Origin of the sequence: Sphingobium sp. AS12 (assembly GCF_019097845.1) — a bacterium.
GTDB lineage: Bacteria > Pseudomonadota > Alphaproteobacteria > Sphingomonadales > Sphingomonadaceae > Sphingobium.
The window spans coordinates 90,708-111,073 of the sequence record NZ_JAHRGM010000035.1; the positions used below are offsets into that span (position 1 = coordinate 90,708).

Sequence of the window (20,366 nt, forward strand, 5' to 3'; positions counted from 1 at the left end):
ACTTCCCATGCTCTCCCTCCTCCTCGCCACCGCGCTGGCGACCGCGACGCCATCCCCCGCAGCGGACGCCCTCCCAACCCCCGAACGCCGCCAAGAACTCCTCTTCGACGCCGCCCGCCTCGGTCGCACCGACATGATCGCTCCGCTGGTCAAGGCTGGCGTGGACATCAACGCCACCGACGCGCGTGGCTTCACGCCCCTGATCCTGGCCGCCTATAATGGGCAGGCAGAAACACTAGACGCGCTGATCGCGGCAGGCGCTGACCCGTGCAAGCCCGACGCATCGCAGGGCAATACCGCGCAGATGGGCGTCGCGTTCAAGGGCAATGACGCCATCGCCGCCCGGCTGCTGACCGCCGGTTGTGACGTCAACGCCCGCAACAAGACGGGCCAGACCGCGCTGATGATGGCCGCCCTGTTTGGCCGCAGCGCGCAGGTGACGATGCTGGTCAAGGCAGGCGCGGACCCGGCACTCGCCGATGCGTCAGGCCGCACCGCCAAAGCCGTGGCGCAGGGGCAAGGCAATGACGCCATGGTCGCGCAACTGGAGAGGCGGCAGTAATCTCCGTTCGTTTCGAGCGAAGTCGAGAAACCAGCGCGCCGTCGCCTTAAGGCGCGCGCTCGTCCCGCTCACCCCCGCACCCTTTCAACACCCCGTCGACAAAAGCCACCGCCACCCGGTCGCGCCACAGCGCGTCGCTCATCCCGTCGCTGCACGGCCCTTCGCTGATCGTCATGGCAAACCCGTCGCCGGAATAGCGAATCACCCGTTCCTCGACATGACGCGCCACCGCGAAGCGCACCGGCGGATGATCCGGTCGCTCCAGCGTTGCGGCGTCCCCGCGCACGGTCACCGCCCAGAAGGGTTCAGTGCCGATCGCCCGATAATCGGGCGCAGACTTGACTTGTGACGGGGCAGGGTGCGTGTCTCGTGAACCAGAAATATCGTCATTTTTCAATGATTTACTCTGCTTGGCCGGCGCCGGGCCATTCGCCGGCGGCGCGCTATTCACCACCGCCGGCACGGCCTGACTGAACGCCTCTCTATCATTGTCCAGCTCAGTGTCGCAGCCACCCAGCCCCGCGCTCAACAGCACGACGCCAGCCAGCCGCAATCCTATCACCTTAGACGTCCAGATTGGCGACGTTCAGCGCATTGTCCTGAATGAACTCGCGGCGCGGCTCGACGATTTCGCCCATCAGGCGGCTGAAAATCTCGTCGGCAACGTCCGCCTGCTCGACCTCTACCCGCAGCATCGACCTATTGTCCGGGTCAAGCGTGGTTTCCCATAGCTGTTCCGCGTTCATTTCGCCCAGACCCTTATAGCGCTGGATCGCCAGCCCCTTGCGCCCGGCGGCCAGGATCGCAGCCAGCAATTCGCTCGGCCGGGTCACGAGCGTCGAACCCTTGGCCGCGACCACGGGCAGGTCATCCTCGCCCGCTTCTTCTGCCGCCTGCGCCGCCTTGGCGCTCACCAGCCGCGATGGCGTCACATAGCTTTGCGATTCCTCGCTTGCCAGCGTGTGCAGCTTACGCGCTTCGGCCGATCCGACAAAGCCATGTTCGATGACATGATGGTCGGTCACGCCGCGCCACAGCCGCTCGAAATGGAAGCCGCCTTCTTCCGCGATCCGGCCGGTCCATTTGCCTTCCGCATCCTGCGCGCCCATCCACGCAACCGCAGCCGCCAGTCGCTCTGCCTGCGCATCTTGCGACAATTCGGGGTCCAGTGCGCCGGTCAGGCTCAGCGCCTCGATGATCGTGGGGTCATAACGACGCGGCACATAGCGCATCACCGCGCGCATCCGCCGCGCATGATCGACCAGGCTTTTGAGGTCATTGCCGGTCCGGCTGCCGCCCGGCCCCTCCAGCACCATCGATTCGACGCCATTATCAACCAGATATTGCTCCAGCGCGGTGTCGTTCTTCAGGTACAATTCGCTCCGTCCGCGCGTCGCCTTGTAGAGCGGTGGCTGCGCGATGAAGAGATGCCCGGCCTCGATGATCTGCGGCATCTGGCGGTAGAAGAAGGTCAAAAGCAGCGTGCGGATATGCGCGCCATCGACGTCGGCGTCGGTCATGATGACGATCTTGTGGTAACGCAGCTTCTCGATGTTGAAATCGTCGCGGATGCCGGTGCCCATCGCCTGGATCAGCGTGCCGACTTCCTTGGACGAAATCATCCGGTCGAACCGCGCCCGCTCGACGTTCAATATCTTGCCCTTCAGCGGCAGGATCGCCTGATTATGCCGGTTACGGCCCTGCTTGGCCGAACCGCCCGCCGAATCGCCTTCGACCAGGAACAGTTCGGACTTGGCCGGGTCGCGTTCCTGACAGTCGGCCAGCTTGCCGGGCAGGCTGGCAATGTCCAGCACGCCCTTGCGCCGCGTGAGTTCGCGCGCCTTCTTGGCCGCTTCGCGCGCGGCGGCGGCGTCGATCACCTTCTGGATGATCATCTTGCCGTGGGTGGGATTTTCCTCCAGCCACTCGGCCATCTTGTCGGCCATCAGGCTTTCCAATGGCTGGCGCACTTCGGAACTGACCAGCTTATCCTTGGTCTGGGACGAAAATTTGGGATCAGGCAGCTTGACCGATACGATCGCGGTCAGCCCCTCGCGCATATCCTCACCGGTCAGCGACACCTTCTCCTTCTTCAACATGCCCGACTTGTCGGCATAATTGTTGAGGGTCCGGGTCAGCGCCGCGCGGAACGCGGCCAGATGGGTGCCACCGTCGCGCTGCGGGATGTTGTTGGTGAAACACAGCACATTTTCATAATAGCTGTCATTCCATTCCAGCGCGACGTCGATGGTCACATCATCGCGGGTGCCGGAAATGGCGATCGGCTCCGGCATCATCGCCGCCTTGTTGCGATCGAGATATTTGACGAAGGCCGCAATGCCGCCCTCATAATATAGCTCGACCGTCTTGCTTTCCTCATGCCGCGCGTCGGTCAGGAACAGGCGCACGCCGCTGTTCAGGAACGCCAGCTCGCGATAGCGATGCTCCAGCTTGTCGAAATCATAGTCCGTCACATTCTTGAACGTGTCGGTGGAGAACATGAAGGTGACCTTGGTCCCCTTCTGCCCCGGTGCCGCCGGACCCAGCACCTTCAGGGGTGCTTCGGCGTCGCCGTTGCGGAACCGCATCCAATGTTCCTGGCCGTCGCGCCAGATGTTCAGCTCCAGCCAGTCGGACAGGGCGTTCACCACGGACACGCCCACGCCATGCAGGCCGCCCGACACTTTATAGGCATTGTCGTCGCTGGTATTCTCAAACTTACCGCCTGCGTGCAACTGGGTCATGATGACCTCAGCCGCCGACACGCCCTCTTCGGTGTGGATGCCGGTCGGGATACCCCGGCCATTGTCCATCACGCTGACGGAGCCATCGGGGTTCAGGGTGATGTCGATCCGGTCGCAATGCCCGGCCAGCGCCTCGTCGATCGCATTGTCGCTGACCTCGAACACCATATGGTGCAGGCCCGATCCGTCGTCGGTATCGCCAATATACATGCCGGGCCGCTTGCGCACGGCATCCAGCCCTTTCAGCACCTTGATGCTGTCCGCGCCATATTCGTTATTGTTCGGGCTATTCTGGGGTTCGTCGCTCATGCCGAGCATATAGGGAAAGCCTCGCTGAAACTAAAGCGAAACATGGTGCCTTCCCCCGCACGCCGGACCAGTCTATCCCCTGTGCCATGTCGCGCGCCATCGCCCTGTTTTTCCTGCTTGCCGCCTGTTCCGACAGCCGCGAGGTGCTGGACGAATTGCCCAATAGTTCGCTTGCCGGTGCACCCCGCGCCGAAGTCCCCGAAAGCCGAATGGACGCGCCGGTTGCCCGCGCCGTGACGATCGGTGAGGATGGCCCGCGCATGGACGCCTGTGGCGGCATGGGGCAGGTGGCGCGCACGGGACCAAACGGCCTGCCGTTGCGCGCAGCCCCCTTTGGCGACGCAAAAATCCTCGCGAGCCTGGCCGAAGGCGACCGCACCTATATCTGCACCCGCAGCCTCGACCAGAAATGGCTGGGTGTGGTGCTGGCTCCACCACCCGCTACCGACAATGCCGCGGAACCCGCCGATTGCGGCGTCTCCTCCCCGGTCGATCGCAAACAGCCCTATGACGGCCCCTGCGTCAGCGGATGGGTCGCCAGCGCCTATGTCCGGCTGATCGCCGGCTAAGGCCTCAAATCCCGCCCAGAAAGTCGATTTTTCCCACAGGCACGCCCGCCTGGCGCAGCAACGCATAGGCCATGGTCAGGTGAAAATAGAAATTGGGCAGGGAAAAGGTCAGTACATGGCTGCTGCCGGTAAAGGGAATCTCGCCATTCGGCACCTTCAGCACCACGGCGGCATCCTCCCGCCCGTCAATCTTCTCGCGCGGCACTGCTTCCAGCAGCGCGATCGTCCTGGCGATGCGCGCCTGTAACTCGTCGAACGTCTGTTCGCTGTCCGCCATCGCCACCGGCTCCAGATCACCCAGCCGCGTCACCGTCCCCTTGGCGGTATCGCAGGCGAACTGCACCTGCGCGGTCAGCGGCTTCATGTCCGCGATCAGCTGCGCGCCGGTCAGCGTCGCGGGGTCAATGCCCTTTTCGGCGGCAAAGGCTGCGCCCTTGTCGAGTACCCCCGACAATGCGTTCAGCCCGCGGATGAACATGGGAACGGTCAGATCGTATAATGCGGTCGCCATATGGCGTCCCCCTCTCATTGGATGCCGGTGAACACCAGCTTCTGTACGCGCCGGCCGGTATTGACCTCGGTTGCATAGATATTGCCGTCGCTGTCGGTATCAATGCTGTGCAGCCAGGTAAATTGCCCCGGCTGCCGTCCGACCCGGCCAATCGCGCCCAGCACCTCATGCGTCTTGCGCAGCAAGATCCAGATCCGCCCGTTCATCATGTCCGCGACATAAAGATAGGTCTGGTCGGGATCGGGCGAGAAAGCGATGTCGGTAACCGTATGGGTGCCGCCCGTCTCGCCCGCAATCACCAGGTCGCGCACGAAGGTCAGGCCGCCATCCTTGCCCCGCCTGAACAGTTGCGCCCGATTATTGTTGCGATCGCAGACATAGACATGGCCGTCCCGTGTCGGCACCACGCAATGAACGATGTCGGCGAAGGTCTGCGCCTTGGGATCGGCGATCTTGCTGGGATCAACGGCATGGCTCTGGTCGAACGCGCCCTGCCGCGTCGGCGCAATCGGCGGCTTGGCATAGGCGCCCCAACGCCCCTTATAGCCATTAGTGCGGGCATCATATCCGATCACCCGCCGGTTCACATAGCCGTCTGAAATCAGGACGATGCCGTCGGAATGGTTAACGTCGGACGGGTTGCCCAACTGGTCGGTCGCATCATTGCCGCCGGTCTTGCCCCGCTGGCCGAAAGCCCTGATGAAGGTGCCATCGGCGCGATAGTTCAATACGACATGGTCGTCTTTGCCATTGCCGCCAAACCAGATGGTGCCAGCGGCGTCGACAAACATGCCGTGCAGGCTGGCTGGCCACTGGTTGACGCCATCGACGCTCGGCGCGCTGCCAGGCCCGCCCCAACCGCCCAGATAGCGCCCGTCGCTGCCAAAATGGACCACGGGCGGGGCTGGCTTGCAGCAGACCGCGATGGGCGGGGTCTGGGCCAGGCCGGTGTCGGTCGCGGTCAGGCTATGCGGGCGATGCACGACCCAGACCGAATCATCGGGCGCGACCGCCACCCCGCTCACCTGTCCCAGCAACAGATCGCCGGGCATGTTGGGCCATGCCGCATCAACCTTGAACCGGGGCATTTTCGTGCCCGCAGGCGCGACCTGCTCAAAGGCTAGCGGGGCTAAAGCGCTGTTATCGCTCGTGGCACCGGTCAATATCAGCAGGCAGGCGGCAATCAGGGGGCGCATCGCGACGGCTCCGGTGTCGGGGGTGGACCGGCCGATCATGCCCGGATGGCTGCCCCGGTCAATCTCCCTTCAGGCCAGCGCCGCCCGCTCCGGCGCGTCGATGCGGAACCAGGGCAGGGCATGGTGGACGATCCAGCCAATGCTCATCGCGTAAAGAACCGTGCCTGCGCCCACCGTCCCACCCAGCAGCCAGCCGATCGCCAGCACGGCCAACTCTATGCCTGTGCGAACCCATTTGACCGGCAGGCCCGTGCGACGACACAAACCCGTCATCAGCCCGTCGCGCGGCCCCGGTCCCAGCCCCGCGCCGATATAGGCACCCCCGGCGATGCCGTTCAGCACGATTCCCGCACCCAGCCAGGCCGCACGCATCGCAAATCCCTCCGGCGTCGGCAGCAGAATCAGCGACAGGTCCACCGCCGTGCCGATCAAGACGATATTGGCCACCGTGCCAATTCCCGGCCGCTGGCGCAGCGGCCACCACAACAGCAGCACGATCGCGCCGACCAGATTGACAGTCATGCCGAAGCTCAGGCCCAGCCGGGGCGCCATCCCCTGATGCAGCACGTCCCACGGGTCGAGGCCCAGATTGGCGCGCAGCATCAGCGCCATGGAAAAACCATAGAGGCCAAGGCCCCAGAAAAGCTGGAAAAGGCGGCGGTGCATCATCATGGGCAGGCTTCTTCGTCACAATTGGCCTTTTCCAAAAGGACCATTTCGACATAAATGGCCCTGACCGTCCGCAAATTGGATCAGATCGCCATGTCCACTTCCTTCCTTCGCCCGCCCTCCCTGCTTCGCCTGCTGGGCGCATGGCGCGCGCAGGACAGCGCCCAGCCAGCCTATCGCCAACTGGCGCAGGCGCTGCGGATGCTGGTGCTGGACGGGCGCGTGGGCCTGAACGTCCGCCTGCCGGGCGAGCGCGAGCTGGCCGCCGCGCTGGGCCTGTCGCGCACGACGATCGCGGCGGCGTTCGACCGGCTGCGGGACGAGGGCTATCTGGAAAGTCGGCAGGGGTCGGGCAGCGTCACCCGCCTGCCGCCGGGCCGGGTCGAACCGCCCCAGGCGGACATCGACATGATCACGGGCGGCAATCTGCTCAACTGGACTCATGCCGCCCTGCCCGCTGCGCCGGGCGTCGGTCGCGCGATGCAGGCAGCGGTCGAGGCGCTGCCCGCCTATTTGGGCGATCTGGGCTATGATCCGCTCGGATTGCCCGTGTTGCGCCGCGCCGTCGCCGCCCATTTCGAGCGGCGGGGTTGCCCGACCGATGCGGACCAGATCATCATCACCAACGGCGCGCAGCAGGGCTTTTCGCTGCTGCTCCACTGGCTTGCCGGGCCGGGCGATCGCGTCGTGATCGATCACCCGACCTATCATAACGCGATTCAGGCGTTGCAGCGCGCCCATGTCGTGCCGGTGCCGGTCGGCCTGCCAACCCATGGCTGGGATATCGACGCGATGGACGCCGCCTTCCGCCAGACCGCGCCGCGCTTTGCCTATCTGATCGCCGATTTCCACAACCCCACCGGGCGCAGCATGGACCCGGCGACTCGCCGCGCGCTGGTCGCCGCCGCCACCCGCAGCCACACCCCGCTGGTGATCGACGAAACCATGGTGGCGATGGGCCTCGATTTCGCCCCGCCACCGCCGGTCGCGATTCATGATCCGTCGGGGCGTCAGGTCATCACCATGGGGTCAGCCAGCAAGATATTCTGGGGCGGGCTTCGGGTAGGCTGGATTCGCGCCGATCCGCAGACGGTCGCGGCATTGGGACGCCTGCGCACGACGATGGACATGGCGAGTCCCGTGGTCGAACAGTTGGCCGTCGCCCATCTGATCGATGCCGACGAAGGGCTGGGCGCGCGCGCCGATATGCTGCGCGGGCGGCGTGACCATCTGCTGGCGCTGCTCGAACAGCATCTGCCCCATTGGCGGGTCGAATCGCCCGCTGGCGGCCTGTCGCTCTGGGCCGAACTCCCCCGTGCGGAGGCGACCGCACTCACGGCGCTGGCCGAAAGCCTGGGCGTCCGGGTCGCCGCCGGGCCGCGCTTTGGCGTCAGCGGCGCGTTTGAACGCTTCCTGCGCCTGCCCTTCACCCTGCCCGAAGCGCAACTCGCGACCGGCGTGGAACGGCTGGTCCAGGCCGACGCCCATCTTCACGCCCGCACCCCCAGGGGTCGCGATTCGCTGGCGCTGGCGCTGGAGGCGGACCGATTGATCTGAAGGTGCGGTCTATGAGGCGTCGATGCCGACGATCTGGTCGATGGTCGCAAAGCCGTCGCGCCTCATCAGCGCCTTGAGGCCATGATTGATCCGCTTCGCCAGATACGGTCCCTCATAGACCAGCGCGCTGTAAAGCTGGACCAGCGATGCGCCCGCGCGGATGCGGGCATAGGCCTGCTCCGCATCGGCAATGCCGCCAACCCCGATCAGCGGCAGCCGCGCGCCCAGCAACCGGCGGAAATCGCGCAATTTCTGAAGCGACAGGTCGGTCAGCGGCGCCCCCGACAGCCCGCCGGTCTCGCCTGCATGAACTGACCGCAGCGCCGGGCGGGTGATGGTCGTGTTGGACACGATCAGCGCGTCGATCCGATGGTCGAGGCAGGCGGCGGCAATATCCTCCACATCCGCAGGTTCCAGATCGGGCGCGACCTTCAGGAAAATCGGCGTCGCGCGGCTGCCCCGCGCGGCCATCACCGCGCCCAGCAAGGCGTCCAGCGCGGCGCGATCCTGCAACGCACGCAGCCCCGGCGTGTTGGGGGAGGAGATATTGACGGTCAGATAATCGGCCAGCGGGGCCATGACCTGCACCCCGGTGACATAATCGGCGATCCGGTCGGTCGCGTCCTTGTTCGCGCCGATGTTGATGCCGATGACCGGCCCTTCCCCCACCGGACGGCGATACCGCGCGATCCGGTCCGCCGCCGCGCCCTGTCCGCCATTGTTGAAGCCGAAACGGTTGATCACCGCTCTGTCCTCGACCAGCCGGAACAGCCGGGGCTGGGGGTTGCCCGGCTGGGCCAGCGGGGTCAGCGTTCCCAGCTCGGCGAAGCCAAAGCCCAGGCCATGCATCTTGTGCGCGACTCGGCCTTCCTTGTCATAACCTGCCGCCAGACCGACCGGATTGGGGAAGGGGATCCCCGCGACCTGGCTCGCCAGCATTGGGTCCGGCGTCAACGGGCCGGGAGTCGGCATCAGGCGCAGTGCGGCGATCGACAGATTATGGGCGCGCTCGGCATCAAGGGCGAACAGCAGCGGGCGGATCAGACGGTAGGGCATGGCCGCGCTATGCCAGCGGCGGGGCTGTCCGTCGAGTCGCTGTTGCAGCATAGCCACAGCCCCTTCCTAACGTCATTTCATAACAGGAAACGTCATGATTGAGATCGTTTTCAGCTGAAAAATGTCCGATCCGTCCAATAATATTGCCGTGATTCGGGGGTAAAGCGTCCCTGCGACCCGAAGGCTCTTAGGCTTCCAGCCGATGAGACCTTTTACTGGCCCGGCAATGCAAATTGCCGGGCCATTTTTTGTGCAGCGCGGCACAAACGAACAAAAGTTACAGTTTATTATCCATCCCGCTTGCGCGGTGACGATGTTGGCGCATAGTAAATCCCAACTGGGGTAAGAAAATGGGGTCGCATCACATCGACAGGGCCGGGGGCGGTGTCGCTCTACCGGACGACCGGGGGCCACTATCCTATACCGTGGCCGCCGCGCAGGGCCCTGTGCGGTTGCGCTACTTTGCGCCACCTGAACATTTGCGCGCCTATTTCGGCTCTCTTTATTTGTTCACTGTATCGGCCGACCATTATGCCGACGTAACCCGTGCCGACGTGCCGCAACTGCGCTTCATGCTCGATGGCGGGGGCCATTATCATTTTCAGGACGGCGTGGCGATGGCGACGCCCGACGTCTGCTTGCTGGGACCGACCATGGGCGCGACCCGGTTTGAACTGGACCGGCCCGCACGGGTCGTGGGCATTTCGCTGCTGCCCGCCGGCTGGCTGGCGCTGCATGGCAGCGACGCCAGCGTGCTTGCGGACCGATTGTGCGATCTGGCGGTGGAACGGGGTGATGCCTATGCGCGCCTGCTTAACGATCTCCGCGCGCTGGACGATGATCAGGCGGATGCGATGGCCGCCCTGTGCTGGGCGCAACTGGGGGCGATGATCAAGCCGCCACGCCCGGCTACCTGGGCGCTGCTCCATGCCGTCGACGCCTGGCTGATGGATGAAGGATCGCCGCGGATCGAGATATTGGCGGAAACCACCGGCCTGTCCCCGCGCCAGCTCGCCCGGCTGACCAACAAATATTATGGCGCCCCGCCCAAGCTGCTGGCGCGCAAATATCGCGCCTTGCGCTGTTCGGCCAAGATCGCGCTCGATCGGGAAAGCTGGCAACTCTTGTGCGACGAGGCGGGTTTTTACGACCAGTCGCACTTCATCCGGGAAATCAAGCATTTCATCGGTCTGACCCCGCACCAGTTGCAGACCGAACCGTCCGCCGTGGCGCAACTGACCTTGCTGCGCCGGTCGCTGGGCGCCGATGTCGCGACGCTCAACCGCTTGAGCTGAAGATGGCCTAAAAAAGCCTTGATAAATGGCGCGCGGGGGACCAAATGCGCAATCAGACGAATATGGTCTGATTTGAGAATGGTTCGCAACGCGCATGAAATTGTCCAGCTTCGCTGACTATGCCGTGGTCCTGATGTCGGCCGCCGCGCGCCATTGTGGTGCCGCCAAGATGAATGCGACGACGCTCAGCGCCGAAACCGGCATCCCGTTGCCGACTGCGCAGAAGCTGGTGAGCCGCCTGTCCGCCGCGGGCCTCCTCGAATCGAGCAGAGGCACTGGCGGCGGCGTGCGCCTGTCGCGCCCGCCCGCCACGATCACGCTGGCCGACGTGGTGGAAGCGGTCGAGGGACCGATCGCCATGACCGCCTGCGCCGACACTGGCGCGCATGACTGCACGCTGGAGCAGGACTGCCGCATCCGCCCGCACATGAATGTGGCGAACATGGCGATCCGTTCGGCGCTGGCCGGGGTGACGATCGCGAGTTTGACGAGAGAATTGGCATGACAGACGTAACCACCAGAGAAGCCCGCAATGCCGAGGCGCAGGAGGCCGCCGACCGCGCGTCCACCTATGAACATGGCTGGGCGTCGGACATTGAGCAGGATTTCGCGCCCAAGGGGCTGAACGAGGATACGGTCCGCTTCATTTCGGCCAAGAAGAACGAGCCGCAATGGCTGCTCGACTGGCGGCTGAAGGCCTTTGCGATGTGGCAGACGATGACGCCGCCCGACTGGGCCAAGCTCAATGTCCCGCCGATCGACTATCAGGACGCCTATTATTACGCCGAGCCGAAGAAAAAGGTAGAGCTGGACAGCCTGGATCAGGTCGACCCGGAAATCCTCGCCACCTACAAGAAGCTGGGCATCCCCATCGCCGAGCAGGAGATGCTCGCCGGCGTCAAAGGCAGCCGCCGCATCGCCGTCGACGCTGTGTTCGACTCGGTGTCCGTCGCCACCACTTTCCGCAAGGAGCTGGAGGACGCCGGCGTCATCTTCCGCTCGATCAGCGAAGCGGTGCGCGAATATCCCGATCTGGTGAAGAAATGGATGGGCAAGGTCGTGCCGATGCATGACAACTACTTCGCCACGCTGAACTGCGCGGTCTTTTCCGACGGGACGTTCGTTTACATCCCCAAGGGCGTCCGCTGCCCGATGGAACTCAGCACCTATTTCCGCATCAACGCGGAAAATACCGGCCAGTTCGAACGCACCCTGATCGTCGCGGACGAAGGCAGCTATGTCTCCTATCTCGAAGGCTGCACCGCGCCCATGCGGGACGAAAATCAGCTCCACGCCGCCGTGGTGGAACTGGTTGCGCTCGATGATGCGGAAATCAAATATTCGACCGTCCAGAATTGGTATCCCGGTGACGCGGACGGCAAGGGCGGCATCTATAACTTCGTGACCAAGCGCGCCTTGTGCCAGGGCAGGAACAGCAAGGTCAGCTGGACCCAGGTCGAAACCGGGTCCGCCATCACCTGGAAATATCCCAGCTGCGTGCTGAACGGCGAAAATAGCGTCGGCGAATTCTACTCGGTCGCGCTGACCAACAATATGCAGCAGGCCGATACCGGCACCAAGATGATCCATAACGGCAAGAACACCCGATCGACCATCGTGTCGAAGGGGATCAGCGCAGGCCGCAGCAACAACACCTATCGCGGCCTCGTCCGCGTCGCGCCGGGCGCGGAAGGGGTGCGCAACTTCACCCAGTGCGACAGCCTGCTGCTGGGCGACCAGTGCGGCGCGCACACCGTCCCCTATATCGAGGTGCGCAATCCGTCGGCGCAGATCGAACATGAAGCGACCACGAGCAAGATCAGCGACGACCAGCTCTTCTACGCCATGCAGCGCGGCCTGGATCAGGAAAGCGCCGTCGGCCTGATCGTCAACGGCTTCGCCCGCGAAGTGCTGCAACAACTGCCGATGGAGTTCGCGGTCGAGGCGCAGAAGCTGCTGGGCATTTCACTGGAAGGCAGCGTGGGGTGAGGTCGCTCACGCCTCGTGATCAGGCGCATCGCCTAAACTCCCCTCCCCTTCAGGGGAGGGGCCGGGGGTGGGGGCTATCGGTTGAGCGCCTCGCTCAATTGGATGGCTTCGCTCACGACATGCGTTGTGATCCCACCGAACCGGAAAAACGCTTATGGACTCGCTTGTCCCGTTCCCAACTCGGTGGCCATAAATTCCGTCGCCAATCAGTTATAGGGCCGTTCATTGCCGATTTCTTTTGTCCGCAAAAGGGTCTGGTTATCGAAGTGAATGGCGACACACATGATATTTTGGCGGACCTCAAGCGCGATGCAGCATTGAACAGGCTTGGCCTTTCGGTGCTGCATATCGGCAATGCAGATGTGATCCGCAATCTTGACGGGGTGTGCGAAACGATCCTGCATCGGCTTGAACAGGCGCCGGATCGTTGGGCATACCCCCACCCCAACCCCTCCCCTGAAGGGGAGGGGCTTTCTCCCTCTCAAGGAACAGAATTTTGAGCGACGAAGACGATATTCAGGATGCTCTCGCGGATTTCGCGGAGGATGTTGGCAATGGCCAGTCATGGACCGCCGCGATCCGTATCCTGACCGAGGATTATGAGCTGGAAGAGGGCGAGCTGGAACCGCGCGCCCGCGCCGATTTCGGCGATCTCGACGCGTTCGAGGCGCAGAGTCGCGACGCGCTGGAAAAATCCGACGCGGCGATGACGGAGAAACTGCGCAAGGACAAGGCGTTCCACAAGGCAAAAGCCCCCAACCTCGCCCGCATGGGTCCGGTCAGCGAGTTCGTGGTCGCATTGCTCGAAAAAGGCCCGCCGGAAAAGGACGCCGACTGGTGGCCCTATATGCCGATCAAGCGCCATATCGACACGCTGTTCCCGGCCCCCGGCGATGTGCGCGACATGGCCTTCTGGACCGCCCGCACGCTCCAGCGTGCGCACGAAGGATAAATGATGCTGACGATCGACACGCTCACCAACGAAATTGACGGCAAGGCGATCCTGAAAGGCCTGTCGCTCACCATCAACGCGGGCGAAATCCACGCGATCATGGGGCCGAACGGCGCGGGCAAATCGACGCTGGCCTATACGCTGGGCGGGCGGCCGGGTTATGAGGTGACGGGCGGCACCGCCACGTTCGACGGCGCCGACCTGTTCGATCTGGACCCGCATGAGCGCGCCGCCGCCGGGCTTTTCTTGGGCTTCCAATATCCGGTCGAAATCCCCGGCGTGTCCAACCTCCAATTCCTGCGCGAAAGCCTCAATTCGCAGAAGCGCGCGCGCGGCGAGAAGGAACTCAATGGCGGCGAATTCATCCGCCTCGCCAAGGAAAAGGCCGCTTTGCTCGGCCTCGACATGGATATGTTGAAGCGCCCGGTGAATGTCGGCTTTTCGGGCGGCGAAAAGAAGCGGGCCGAAATGGTGCAGATGGGCATCCTCGATCCCAAGCTGGCGATCCTCGACGAAACCGACTCCGGCCTCGATATCGACGCGCTGAAAATCGTGGGCGCTGGCATCAACGCGATCATGCGCAAGCCTGACAAGGCCGTGCTGCTCATCACCCATTATCAGCGGCTGCTCGACTATGTGAAGCCGGACTATGTCCACGTGCTGGCTGGCGGGCGGATCGTGAAGTCGGGTGGCCCCGAACTGGCGCTGGAGCTGGAACGTGAGGGCTATTCTGATGTGGTTGGGGCCGAGGTGGTCGGATAACGGAATATCTGTCCTATCGCGGCGAGATATGGAATAATATACTTAATTTACAATAACTTATACAAATACTACCGCGCATATGGGCGAATTTGGACGAGTTTGAACCGCAAGGCATTGAAAATAAAGCGATGAGCATGTTGGACTTACCCACAAGCAGCGATGAAAGCTGGCGCTATAGCGACCTTTCGGCGCTCCAGAGCGTCTGGCCGCTGCCCGCGCCGGTGCGAATCGATGTTGCGGCAGGCGACAGCGCGCACCATCATCTGTTGCAGAACGCCGCTGACAGCGCGGCGGCGGTGCATGATTATGTCGTGACCGTGGGCGATGGCGCGCGCTGCGATTTTCATGTCCTCAACATTGGCGGCAAGCTGGGCCGGGTGACCATCGATGTGACGCTGGGCCGGGGCAGCCATTTTGAACTGGGCGGCGCAATATTGGGCAGCGGCGATCAGACGTTGGAAATCGTCACCAGCGTCACCCATGCGCAGCCCGACGCGACCAGCGGCCAGACCATCCGCTCCATCCTGTCGCAGCGCGCGACCGGCAGCTATCTCGGCAAGATCGCGGTCGCCCGCGACGCGCAGCGCACCGACGCCTTTCAGTCGGTCAAGGCGATGCTGCTGGACCGCACCGCCACCGCCAATGCCAAGCCGGAGCTGGAAATCTACGCCGACGACGTGAAATGCGCCCACGGCGCAACCGTGGGCGAACTGGACAAGGCGGCGCTCTTCTACATGGCCTCGCGCGGCATGGACCCGGCAACCGCCAAGACACTCCTGCTCCGCTCCTTCGTGGCGGGCGTGTTCGACAGCGTGGCGGACGAAGCGGTGCGAGAGACGCTGGAAGCCGCCGCCATCGCCAAGCTGGAGGCAATGGTATGATCGACGATCAAACATCCGTTCGCCCTGAGCCTGTCGAAGGGTCGTCCTTTTCTTCCAAGGAAGAACAAGGCTTCGACAAGCTCAGCCCGAACGGTGTTTTGAAACTCCGCGCCGATTTCCCCGGCGTCCTCGACTGGCATTATCTCGACAGCGCCGCCACCGCGCAAAAGCCGCAGGCGGTGATCGACGCCATAGCCCGCGCCTATGGCCCGGACTATGCGACCGTCCATCGCGGCGTCTATGCGCGCTCGGCCAATATGACGCTGGCCTATGAATCGGCCCGGCGCAAGGTCGCCGACTTCATCGGGGCCAAGTCGGACTGCGAGATCGTCTATGTCCGCGGCGCGACCGAGGGGATCAACCTCGTCGCCCAATGCTGGGCGGGCGAGCAGTTGAAGGCGGGCGACCGCATCCTCCTTTCCACCCTCGAACATCACAGCAATATCGTGCCGTGGCAGATGGTGGCGGAAAAGGTCGGCGCCCATATCGACGTCGTGCCGCTGACCGACGATGGCCGGATCGATCTCGACGCGATGCGCGCGATGATCACGCCGCGTCATCGCATGGTCGCGCTCGCCCATGTGTCCAACGTGCTGGGCAGCGTGCTGGATTGCCGCCGCGCCGCCGACATCGCCCATATGGTCGGCGCGCGGATATTGATCGACGGCTGCCAGGCGGTGCCGCGCCTCGCCGTCGATGTGGCTGCGCTCGATTGCGATTTCTACGTCTTTTCCGCGCATAAACTTTACGGCCCGACCGGCATCGGCGTGCTGTGGGCGCGGGGCGAATTGCTCGACGCCATGCCCCCCTATCAGGGCGGCGGATCGATGATCGACAAGGTGACCTTCGAAAAAACCACCTACGCCCCCGCGCCAACCCGGTTCGAGGCTGGAACGCCGCATATCAGCGGCGTGATCGGCCTGTCGGCGGCGATCGATTATGTGCAGGCGATCGGCCTGGACGCGATCCACGCGCATGAATGTGCGCTGGTGGCACAGGCGCGCGCCGCGCTGGAAAACATCAACAGCGTGCGCCTGTTCGGGCCGGACGACAGCGCGGGCATCCTGTCTTTCGAGGTAGAGGGGGTGCATCCGCACGATGTCGGCACCATATTGGACGAAGCGGGCGTCGCGATCCGCGCCGGGCATCATTGCGCCCAGCCGCTGATGCGCCATCTGGGCGTGGAAGCGACCGCGCGGGCCAGCTTTGGCATTTACAGTGATCAGGGTGACGTGGACGCGCTGGTGCGCGGACTTGAGCGGGTAAGAAAGATTTTTGGATGATGAGCGAAGAGCGCAAAATCATGGTGGAAGAGGTCGAGGCTGTGGATGCCCCGCCCAAGGCGCGCGTCGAGGAGGCACCGCGTCAGCGCGACTATCTCGACGGCTTCCTCGCCGCCAAGCCCGCTGAAACCCCTGCGGGCGAGCCGGGCGGCAATGTCTATGACGGCGTGATCGACGCGCTCAAGGATATTTTCGACCCCGAAATCCCGGTCAACATCTATGATCTGGGGCTGATCTACGGCGTCGATGTATCGCCCGACAATCATGTTGTCGTCACCATGACGCTGACCACACCGCATTGCCCGGTCGCTGAATCCATGCCCGGCGAAGTCGAACTGCGCGTCGGCGCAGTGCCGGGCGTCGGCGACGCGCAGGTCAATCTGGTCTGGGACCCGCCATGGGACCCGGCCAAGATGAGCGACGAGGCGAAGCTGGAACTGGGGATGCTCTGATGACGACCGAGACCAAGACCCGCACCCGCCCCGCTGCCGTCATCCTGACGCCGAGCGCGCAGCAGCGCATCGCCGACCTGATGGCCAGCGCGCCAGAGGGGACCATCGGCGTCAAGCTGTCGACGCCCAAGCGCGGCTGTTCGGGCCTCGCCTATTCGGTCGATTATGTCAGCGAAGAAGCGAAATTCGACGAGAAAATCGAAACCCCCGGCGGCACCTTCTACATTGACGGCGCCTCGGTGCTGTATCTCGTCGGATCGACGATGGACTGGGTAGAGGATGATTTCACCGCCGGGTTTGTGTTCGCCAACCCCAATGCCAAGGGCGCCTGCGGCTGCGGCGAGAGCTTTACGGTCTAATCTCTACCGCCGTTCGTTTCGAGCGAAGTCGAGAAACGTAGCGCACAGGTTTCTCGACTTCGCTCGAAACGAACGGAGGTATGTGTGCCTCATCTATTGATCTTTGGCCTTGGCTATACCGCGTCGCGTCTGGCCAACCGACTACGCGCCGACGGCTGGCACATCACCGCCACCCGCCGCCATGCCGGCGCGACCACGCTGGCTTTCGATGACGAAACCGGCGTCCGCGCCGCCATCGCCAGCGCCACCCATATCCTCTCCTCCGTCCCGCCCGAAGGCGACACCGACCCGGTGCTGGCCCGCTACGGCACCGTCATAGCCACGGCCCCGGCGCGCTGGATCGGCTATCTCTCCTCCACCGGCGTCTATGGTGACGCACGCGGAGCATGGGTGGATGAAGCCAGCCCGGTCGGCACCGGTCGCCGCACTGCCCGCGCCGACGCCGATCTCGCTTGGGGGGTGCTCCGCGACGATGTCCGTCGCTTCCGCCTGCCCGGCATCTACGGTCCGGGCCGGTCAGCGCTCGACCGGGTGCGTGCGGGCAAGGCGCATCGCATCGACCTGCCCGACCAGATTTTCAGCCGGGTCCATGTTGATGACATCGTCGCCGGCATCATCGCCTCGTTCGACGGGCCGCCGGGCGTCTATAATCTGGCCGACGATCTGCCCTGTCCACAAAACCTCGTGATAGAGGCAGCCTGCGACATGCTGGGCTTGCCGCATCCGCCGCTGCTGACACTGGAACAGGCTGCCCTGTCCCCCATGGCGTTGGCCTTTTATGCGGAGAACCGCCGCGTCGCCAATGGCCGCGCCAAACGGCTGCTTGGCTGGTCACCAAGCTACCCTACCTATGCGCAGGGACTGGCCGCCTGCCACTCGGCGGACGCCTGATTCGTTTGGGCGCAAAGGGCTGCGCTCGATTACAGCTTGTTAACCACATGACCGCGATAGCGGGCCATCACTTGTCCGGGGACAGACTGATGGATCGCATCGACCAAGCATTTTGCATACTCAGCCAGCGGATGAGCAACCTGTCCCACCCCGGCCGTGCGATGCCCGCGCCTCAATCCCTGTCCAGCCTGATCGACAAGGTCAATGCGGCCAAGCAGCGCTATCAGCCCGGCGTGGGCCGATAGCGGATCAGGGTTCGCCCTTGGATTCCTGCATCCGCCGCTCGGCAAACCATTGTTGCAGCATCTGGGCGGTGCAACCGGTAAAGCCGTTGCTGCCGATCGCCGAACAGCTGCCGGGCAATGTCTGGCGCTGGACCTGCTCCATCGTCGCCACCTGACTGCCCCATCCGGGACCACCCGCCACGGCCGGCTTCTCGCGCAGCTTCTTGGGAATGCGATAGCGTTCGGATTCCGGCTTGCGCGCGCACACGACGATCTCACTGTCATCCTTGCCCTTGGGGCAGGGATCATCGCCATAGACGATCAGGTTGAAGATGCGCTCCGGCGGCGGTTCTGGCTGCGCCAACGCGGGCATAACCGGCACCAGCGTCGCCGCGATCAGGGCCATGGACATCGACAGACGCATCACCGGAAAATCCTTCATTCGCCCCTGCCAGTTCCCGCCTTGCCCAAAGGCGGGGAGTCGTGATCCAGACGCCGCCCGGCGCCCGGACCCGTCAGGGTTGCGAGGCGGGTACCGCCCCCGCCTTGGCTTTTTCCTCCGCCACGACCCGCGCTTCGATCGCGTCGCTGTCGGCGTCGATCGTGGACAGGCGCTTGCCCCGCTCGGCCTCGACCAGATCCTTCCAGCTGGCATTGTCGAGCGCCTGCCGCTCCGCCTTGGCCAGCCGTGCAAGCTGCGCGAAGCAGCCGGTCGCGCCGCCGCCGCCAACCGGCGAGCAGCTTTCAGTGCCGGACCGGCCGACATATTCCATCGACCGCACCCGTTCGCCCCAGGCCTGCTTGCTGGGTTCATTGGGGTCGCCGCGCAGTGGTTCGGGTATGCGATAGCGTTCCGCCTCGCCCTTGCGCGCGCACACGACGATGTCGTCGCCCTGGCTTTGCGGGCAGGCATCGTCGCCATAGACGATGACCAGGTTGACCTTCTCCGTCGTCGGCGCGGCGACAGCGGTAGGCGCGCTCGACGGCTGCGCCAGTGCGGGCATGGCAGCGCCCATCAGCAACAGCGCGGCGATCATCGGGGTCTTGGTCATCCGTCGGTCCTTTTCAAATGCGCTTCGACAGCGCGATGGCGGCCCGGCATCCCAAACGGATGGCGCCCGACAAGAGGGGGTAGGCAGGGGCCTGCTGCGCACCATGCGCCAGCGCAGCGTCGCGATGCTCGACTTCCTCTGCCTGAAAATCCGCAATGGCGGTGGAGAGTTCCGGGTCGTCGTTGCCCAATTGCACTAATTGTTCGCCATAATGGTGATCGATCTCGGTCTCGATCGCGGCAGTGCAGGCCATCGCCGCCTTGGGACCCATCGCCGCCGTCACCGCGCCCAGCGCAAAGCCTGCGACATTCCAGATCGGCGCCAGCGCGGTCGGGCGCACGCCGCGTCGCGCGATCATCGCGTCGAACGTCTGGCGGTGGCGTTCCTCCTGCGCGGCCATGCCGGCAATGATGCGCGCATCAGGATGCCGATCACCCATCACTGCCAGTTGCCCGGCATAGATGCGGGTCGCGCCAAATTCGCCGGCCTGATCGACCCGCAGCATGGAGGCACGGTCGGCGGGCTCGCTGCGGCGACCGGGGCGAGGGAAATCCTGGGTTGCGCTCATGCGTTGCGTCCTTTGCGTGCCAGCAGCATCAAGATGGCGAGCGCACCACCCACCGACAAGAGGCCGTTATAGCCCGCCAGCGAAATGCCCAGCAGGCTCCAGGGCACAACGTCGCAACGCGTGATCGGAGTCGCCATGATCTGGGTCAATATGTCGGCTGCGCTGCCCCCGGTCGGCGATGTGGAGCAGGCGGTCAGCCCTTCCCACCAGCCATATTCAACCCCGGCATGGAACAGGCCGATGCCGCCGCTCACCGCGATGGCGATCGCCGCCAGCGTCGTGAACATCGCGCTGGTGCGGCGGTTGCCCTTCGCCGCAAAGGCCAGCAGCGCGAGCCCGATCGCCGCCATATGCGGGTAACGCTGCCACCAGCACATTTCGCACGGATGTAGCCCGCCCACATATTGCGACACATAGGCGCCGCCCAGCAGCACGACGGGAATCAACAGCGCCAGCGCGCGAGCGAGGGGAAGTTTGCTCATCAC

The 20,366-nt window shown here is 64.1% G+C and carries 24 protein-coding genes; 14 read left to right on the forward strand and 10 right to left on the reverse strand.

The window, feature by feature from the left end; all coding sequences use genetic code 11:
• The first annotated feature begins 7 nt into the window (after positions 1-7).
• Positions 8-562, forward strand: a complete 555-nt coding sequence (locus KRZ98_RS13635; RefSeq protein WP_217674037.1) for an ankyrin repeat domain-containing protein — start codon at positions 8-10, stop codon at positions 560-562.
• Between the two features lie 46 nt (positions 563-608).
• Here KRZ98_RS13635 and KRZ98_RS13640 read toward each other — a convergent pair whose 3' ends face one another.
• A complete protein-coding gene (locus tag KRZ98_RS13640) occupies positions 609-1,124 on the reverse strand; it encodes a membrane-like protein (RefSeq protein WP_217674038.1) in 516 nt (171 codons plus the stop codon).
• Between the two features lies 1 nt (position 1,125).
• Positions 1,126-3,615 (reverse strand): DNA topoisomerase (ATP-hydrolyzing) subunit B, encoded by a 2,490-nt coding sequence (gene gyrB / locus KRZ98_RS13645; RefSeq protein WP_217674039.1) that lies wholly within the window; start codon positions 3,613-3,615, stop codon positions 1,126-1,128.
• 86 nt (positions 3,616-3,701) lie between these two features.
• On the opposite strand from gyrB, the gene KRZ98_RS13650 reads away from it, so the two are divergent.
• Positions 3,702-4,184, forward strand: coding sequence for a hypothetical protein (locus KRZ98_RS13650; protein ID WP_217674040.1), 483 nt, complete (start codon positions 3,702-3,704; stop codon positions 4,182-4,184).
• Between the two features lie 4 nt (positions 4,185-4,188).
• Here KRZ98_RS13650 and KRZ98_RS13655 read toward each other — a convergent pair whose 3' ends face one another.
• From KRZ98_RS13655 to KRZ98_RS13665, 3 genes are all read right to left on the reverse strand, one after another.
• The gene (locus KRZ98_RS13655) at positions 4,189-4,695 is read right to left on the reverse strand and encodes a DUF1993 family protein (protein ID WP_217674041.1); all 507 of its coding nucleotides are present in this window, start codon (positions 4,693-4,695) and stop codon (positions 4,189-4,191) included.
• Positions 4,696-4,709: 14 nt separating this feature from the next.
• On the reverse strand, positions 4,710-5,891 hold the full coding sequence (locus tag KRZ98_RS13660; protein ID WP_217674388.1) for a hypothetical protein: 1,182 nt from the start codon (positions 5,889-5,891) through the stop codon (positions 4,710-4,712).
• Between the two features lie 69 nt (positions 5,892-5,960).
• Positions 5,961-6,563, reverse strand: a complete 603-nt coding sequence (locus KRZ98_RS13665; protein WP_217674042.1) for a YitT family protein — start codon at positions 6,561-6,563, stop codon at positions 5,961-5,963.
• A 90-nt stretch (positions 6,564-6,653) separates the two neighbouring features.
• Between KRZ98_RS13665 and KRZ98_RS13670 the strand changes: the two genes are divergently transcribed.
• Complete coding sequence (locus tag KRZ98_RS13670; protein ID WP_217674043.1) at positions 6,654-8,117, forward strand: PLP-dependent aminotransferase family protein; 1,464 nt, start codon at positions 6,654-6,656, stop codon at positions 8,115-8,117.
• Positions 8,118-8,126: 9 nt separating this feature from the next.
• Here the strand turns inward: KRZ98_RS13670 and KRZ98_RS13675 are convergent, their stop codons facing one another.
• Complete coding sequence (locus tag KRZ98_RS13675; RefSeq protein ID WP_217674389.1) at positions 8,127-9,173, reverse strand: quinone-dependent dihydroorotate dehydrogenase; 1,047 nt, start codon at positions 9,171-9,173, stop codon at positions 8,127-8,129.
• A gap of 350 nt (positions 9,174-9,523) precedes the next feature.
• On the opposite strand from KRZ98_RS13675, the gene KRZ98_RS13680 reads away from it, so the two are divergent.
• The 11 genes from KRZ98_RS13680 (at position 9,524) to KRZ98_RS13730 (ending at position 18,037) form a co-directional block, all read left to right on the forward strand.
• On the forward strand, positions 9,524-10,468 hold the full coding sequence (locus tag KRZ98_RS13680; RefSeq protein WP_217674044.1) for an AraC family transcriptional regulator: 945 nt from the start codon (positions 9,524-9,526) through the stop codon (positions 10,466-10,468).
• A 94-nt stretch (positions 10,469-10,562) separates the two neighbouring features.
• On the forward strand, positions 10,563-10,973 hold the full coding sequence (locus KRZ98_RS13685; protein ID WP_017183592.1) for an Rrf2 family transcriptional regulator: 411 nt from the start codon (positions 10,563-10,565) through the stop codon (positions 10,971-10,973).
• Complete coding sequence (gene sufB / locus KRZ98_RS13690) at positions 10,970-12,457, forward strand: Fe-S cluster assembly protein SufB (RefSeq protein WP_217674045.1); 1,488 nt, start codon at positions 10,970-10,972, stop codon at positions 12,455-12,457. The genes KRZ98_RS13685 and sufB overlap by 4 nt, the downstream gene beginning before the upstream one ends.
• A 98-nt stretch (positions 12,458-12,555) precedes the next feature.
• Positions 12,556-12,957, forward strand: coding sequence for an endonuclease domain-containing protein (locus KRZ98_RS13695; RefSeq protein ID WP_302849117.1), 402 nt, complete (start codon positions 12,556-12,558; stop codon positions 12,955-12,957).
• Positions 12,954-13,409: a hypothetical protein gene (locus tag KRZ98_RS13700; RefSeq protein WP_217674047.1), complete on the forward strand. Its 456-nt coding sequence runs from the start codon at positions 12,954-12,956 to the stop codon at positions 13,407-13,409. The genes KRZ98_RS13695 and KRZ98_RS13700 overlap by 4 nt, the downstream gene beginning before the upstream one ends.
• A 3-nt stretch (positions 13,410-13,412) precedes the next feature.
• Positions 13,413-14,171: a Fe-S cluster assembly ATPase SufC gene (gene sufC, locus KRZ98_RS13705; protein WP_217674390.1), complete on the forward strand. Its 759-nt coding sequence runs from the start codon at positions 13,413-13,415 to the stop codon at positions 14,169-14,171.
• 128 nt (positions 14,172-14,299) lie between these two features.
• On the forward strand, positions 14,300-15,052 hold the full coding sequence (locus KRZ98_RS13710) for a SufD family Fe-S cluster assembly protein (protein ID WP_217674048.1): 753 nt from the start codon (positions 14,300-14,302) through the stop codon (positions 15,050-15,052).
• Positions 15,049-16,335, forward strand: a complete 1,287-nt coding sequence (locus KRZ98_RS13715) for an aminotransferase class V-fold PLP-dependent enzyme (RefSeq protein ID WP_254798420.1) — start codon at positions 15,049-15,051, stop codon at positions 16,333-16,335. Before KRZ98_RS13710 ends, KRZ98_RS13715 begins: the two co-directional genes overlap by 4 nt.
• Complete coding sequence (locus tag KRZ98_RS13720) at positions 16,335-16,787, forward strand: SUF system Fe-S cluster assembly protein (protein ID WP_217674392.1); 453 nt, start codon at positions 16,335-16,337, stop codon at positions 16,785-16,787. The genes KRZ98_RS13715 and KRZ98_RS13720 overlap by 1 nt, the downstream gene beginning before the upstream one ends.
• Positions 16,787-17,146, forward strand: coding sequence for an iron-sulfur cluster assembly accessory protein (locus tag KRZ98_RS13725; protein WP_217674049.1), 360 nt, complete (start codon positions 16,787-16,789; stop codon positions 17,144-17,146). Before KRZ98_RS13720 ends, KRZ98_RS13725 begins: the two co-directional genes overlap by 1 nt.
• Before the next feature lie 84 nt (positions 17,147-17,230).
• The gene (locus KRZ98_RS13730; RefSeq protein ID WP_217674050.1) at positions 17,231-18,037 is read left to right on the forward strand and encodes an SDR family NAD(P)-dependent oxidoreductase; all 807 of its coding nucleotides are present in this window, start codon (positions 17,231-17,233) and stop codon (positions 18,035-18,037) included.
• A gap of 249 nt (positions 18,038-18,286) precedes the next feature.
• Here KRZ98_RS13730 and KRZ98_RS13735 read toward each other — a convergent pair whose 3' ends face one another.
• The 4 genes from KRZ98_RS13735 to KRZ98_RS13750 form a co-directional block, all read right to left on the reverse strand.
• Positions 18,287-18,703 carry a hypothetical protein gene (locus KRZ98_RS13735; protein ID WP_119743564.1) on the reverse strand — a complete coding sequence of 139 codons (417 nt, stop codon included), beginning with the start codon at positions 18,701-18,703 and terminating at the stop codon, positions 18,287-18,289.
• 73 nt (positions 18,704-18,776) lie between these two features.
• Positions 18,777-19,313: a hypothetical protein gene (locus tag KRZ98_RS13740; protein WP_217674051.1), complete on the reverse strand. Its 537-nt coding sequence runs from the start codon at positions 19,311-19,313 to the stop codon at positions 18,777-18,779.
• 13 nt (positions 19,314-19,326) lie between these two features.
• The gene (locus tag KRZ98_RS13745; protein ID WP_217674052.1) at positions 19,327-19,881 is read right to left on the reverse strand and encodes a demethoxyubiquinone hydroxylase family protein; all 555 of its coding nucleotides are present in this window, start codon (positions 19,879-19,881) and stop codon (positions 19,327-19,329) included.
• Positions 19,878-20,363 (reverse strand): disulfide bond formation protein B, encoded by a 486-nt coding sequence (locus tag KRZ98_RS13750; protein ID WP_217674053.1) that lies wholly within the window; start codon positions 20,361-20,363, stop codon positions 19,878-19,880. The genes KRZ98_RS13745 and KRZ98_RS13750 overlap by 4 nt, the downstream gene beginning before the upstream one ends.
• Positions 20,364-20,366 lie beyond the last annotated feature (3 nt).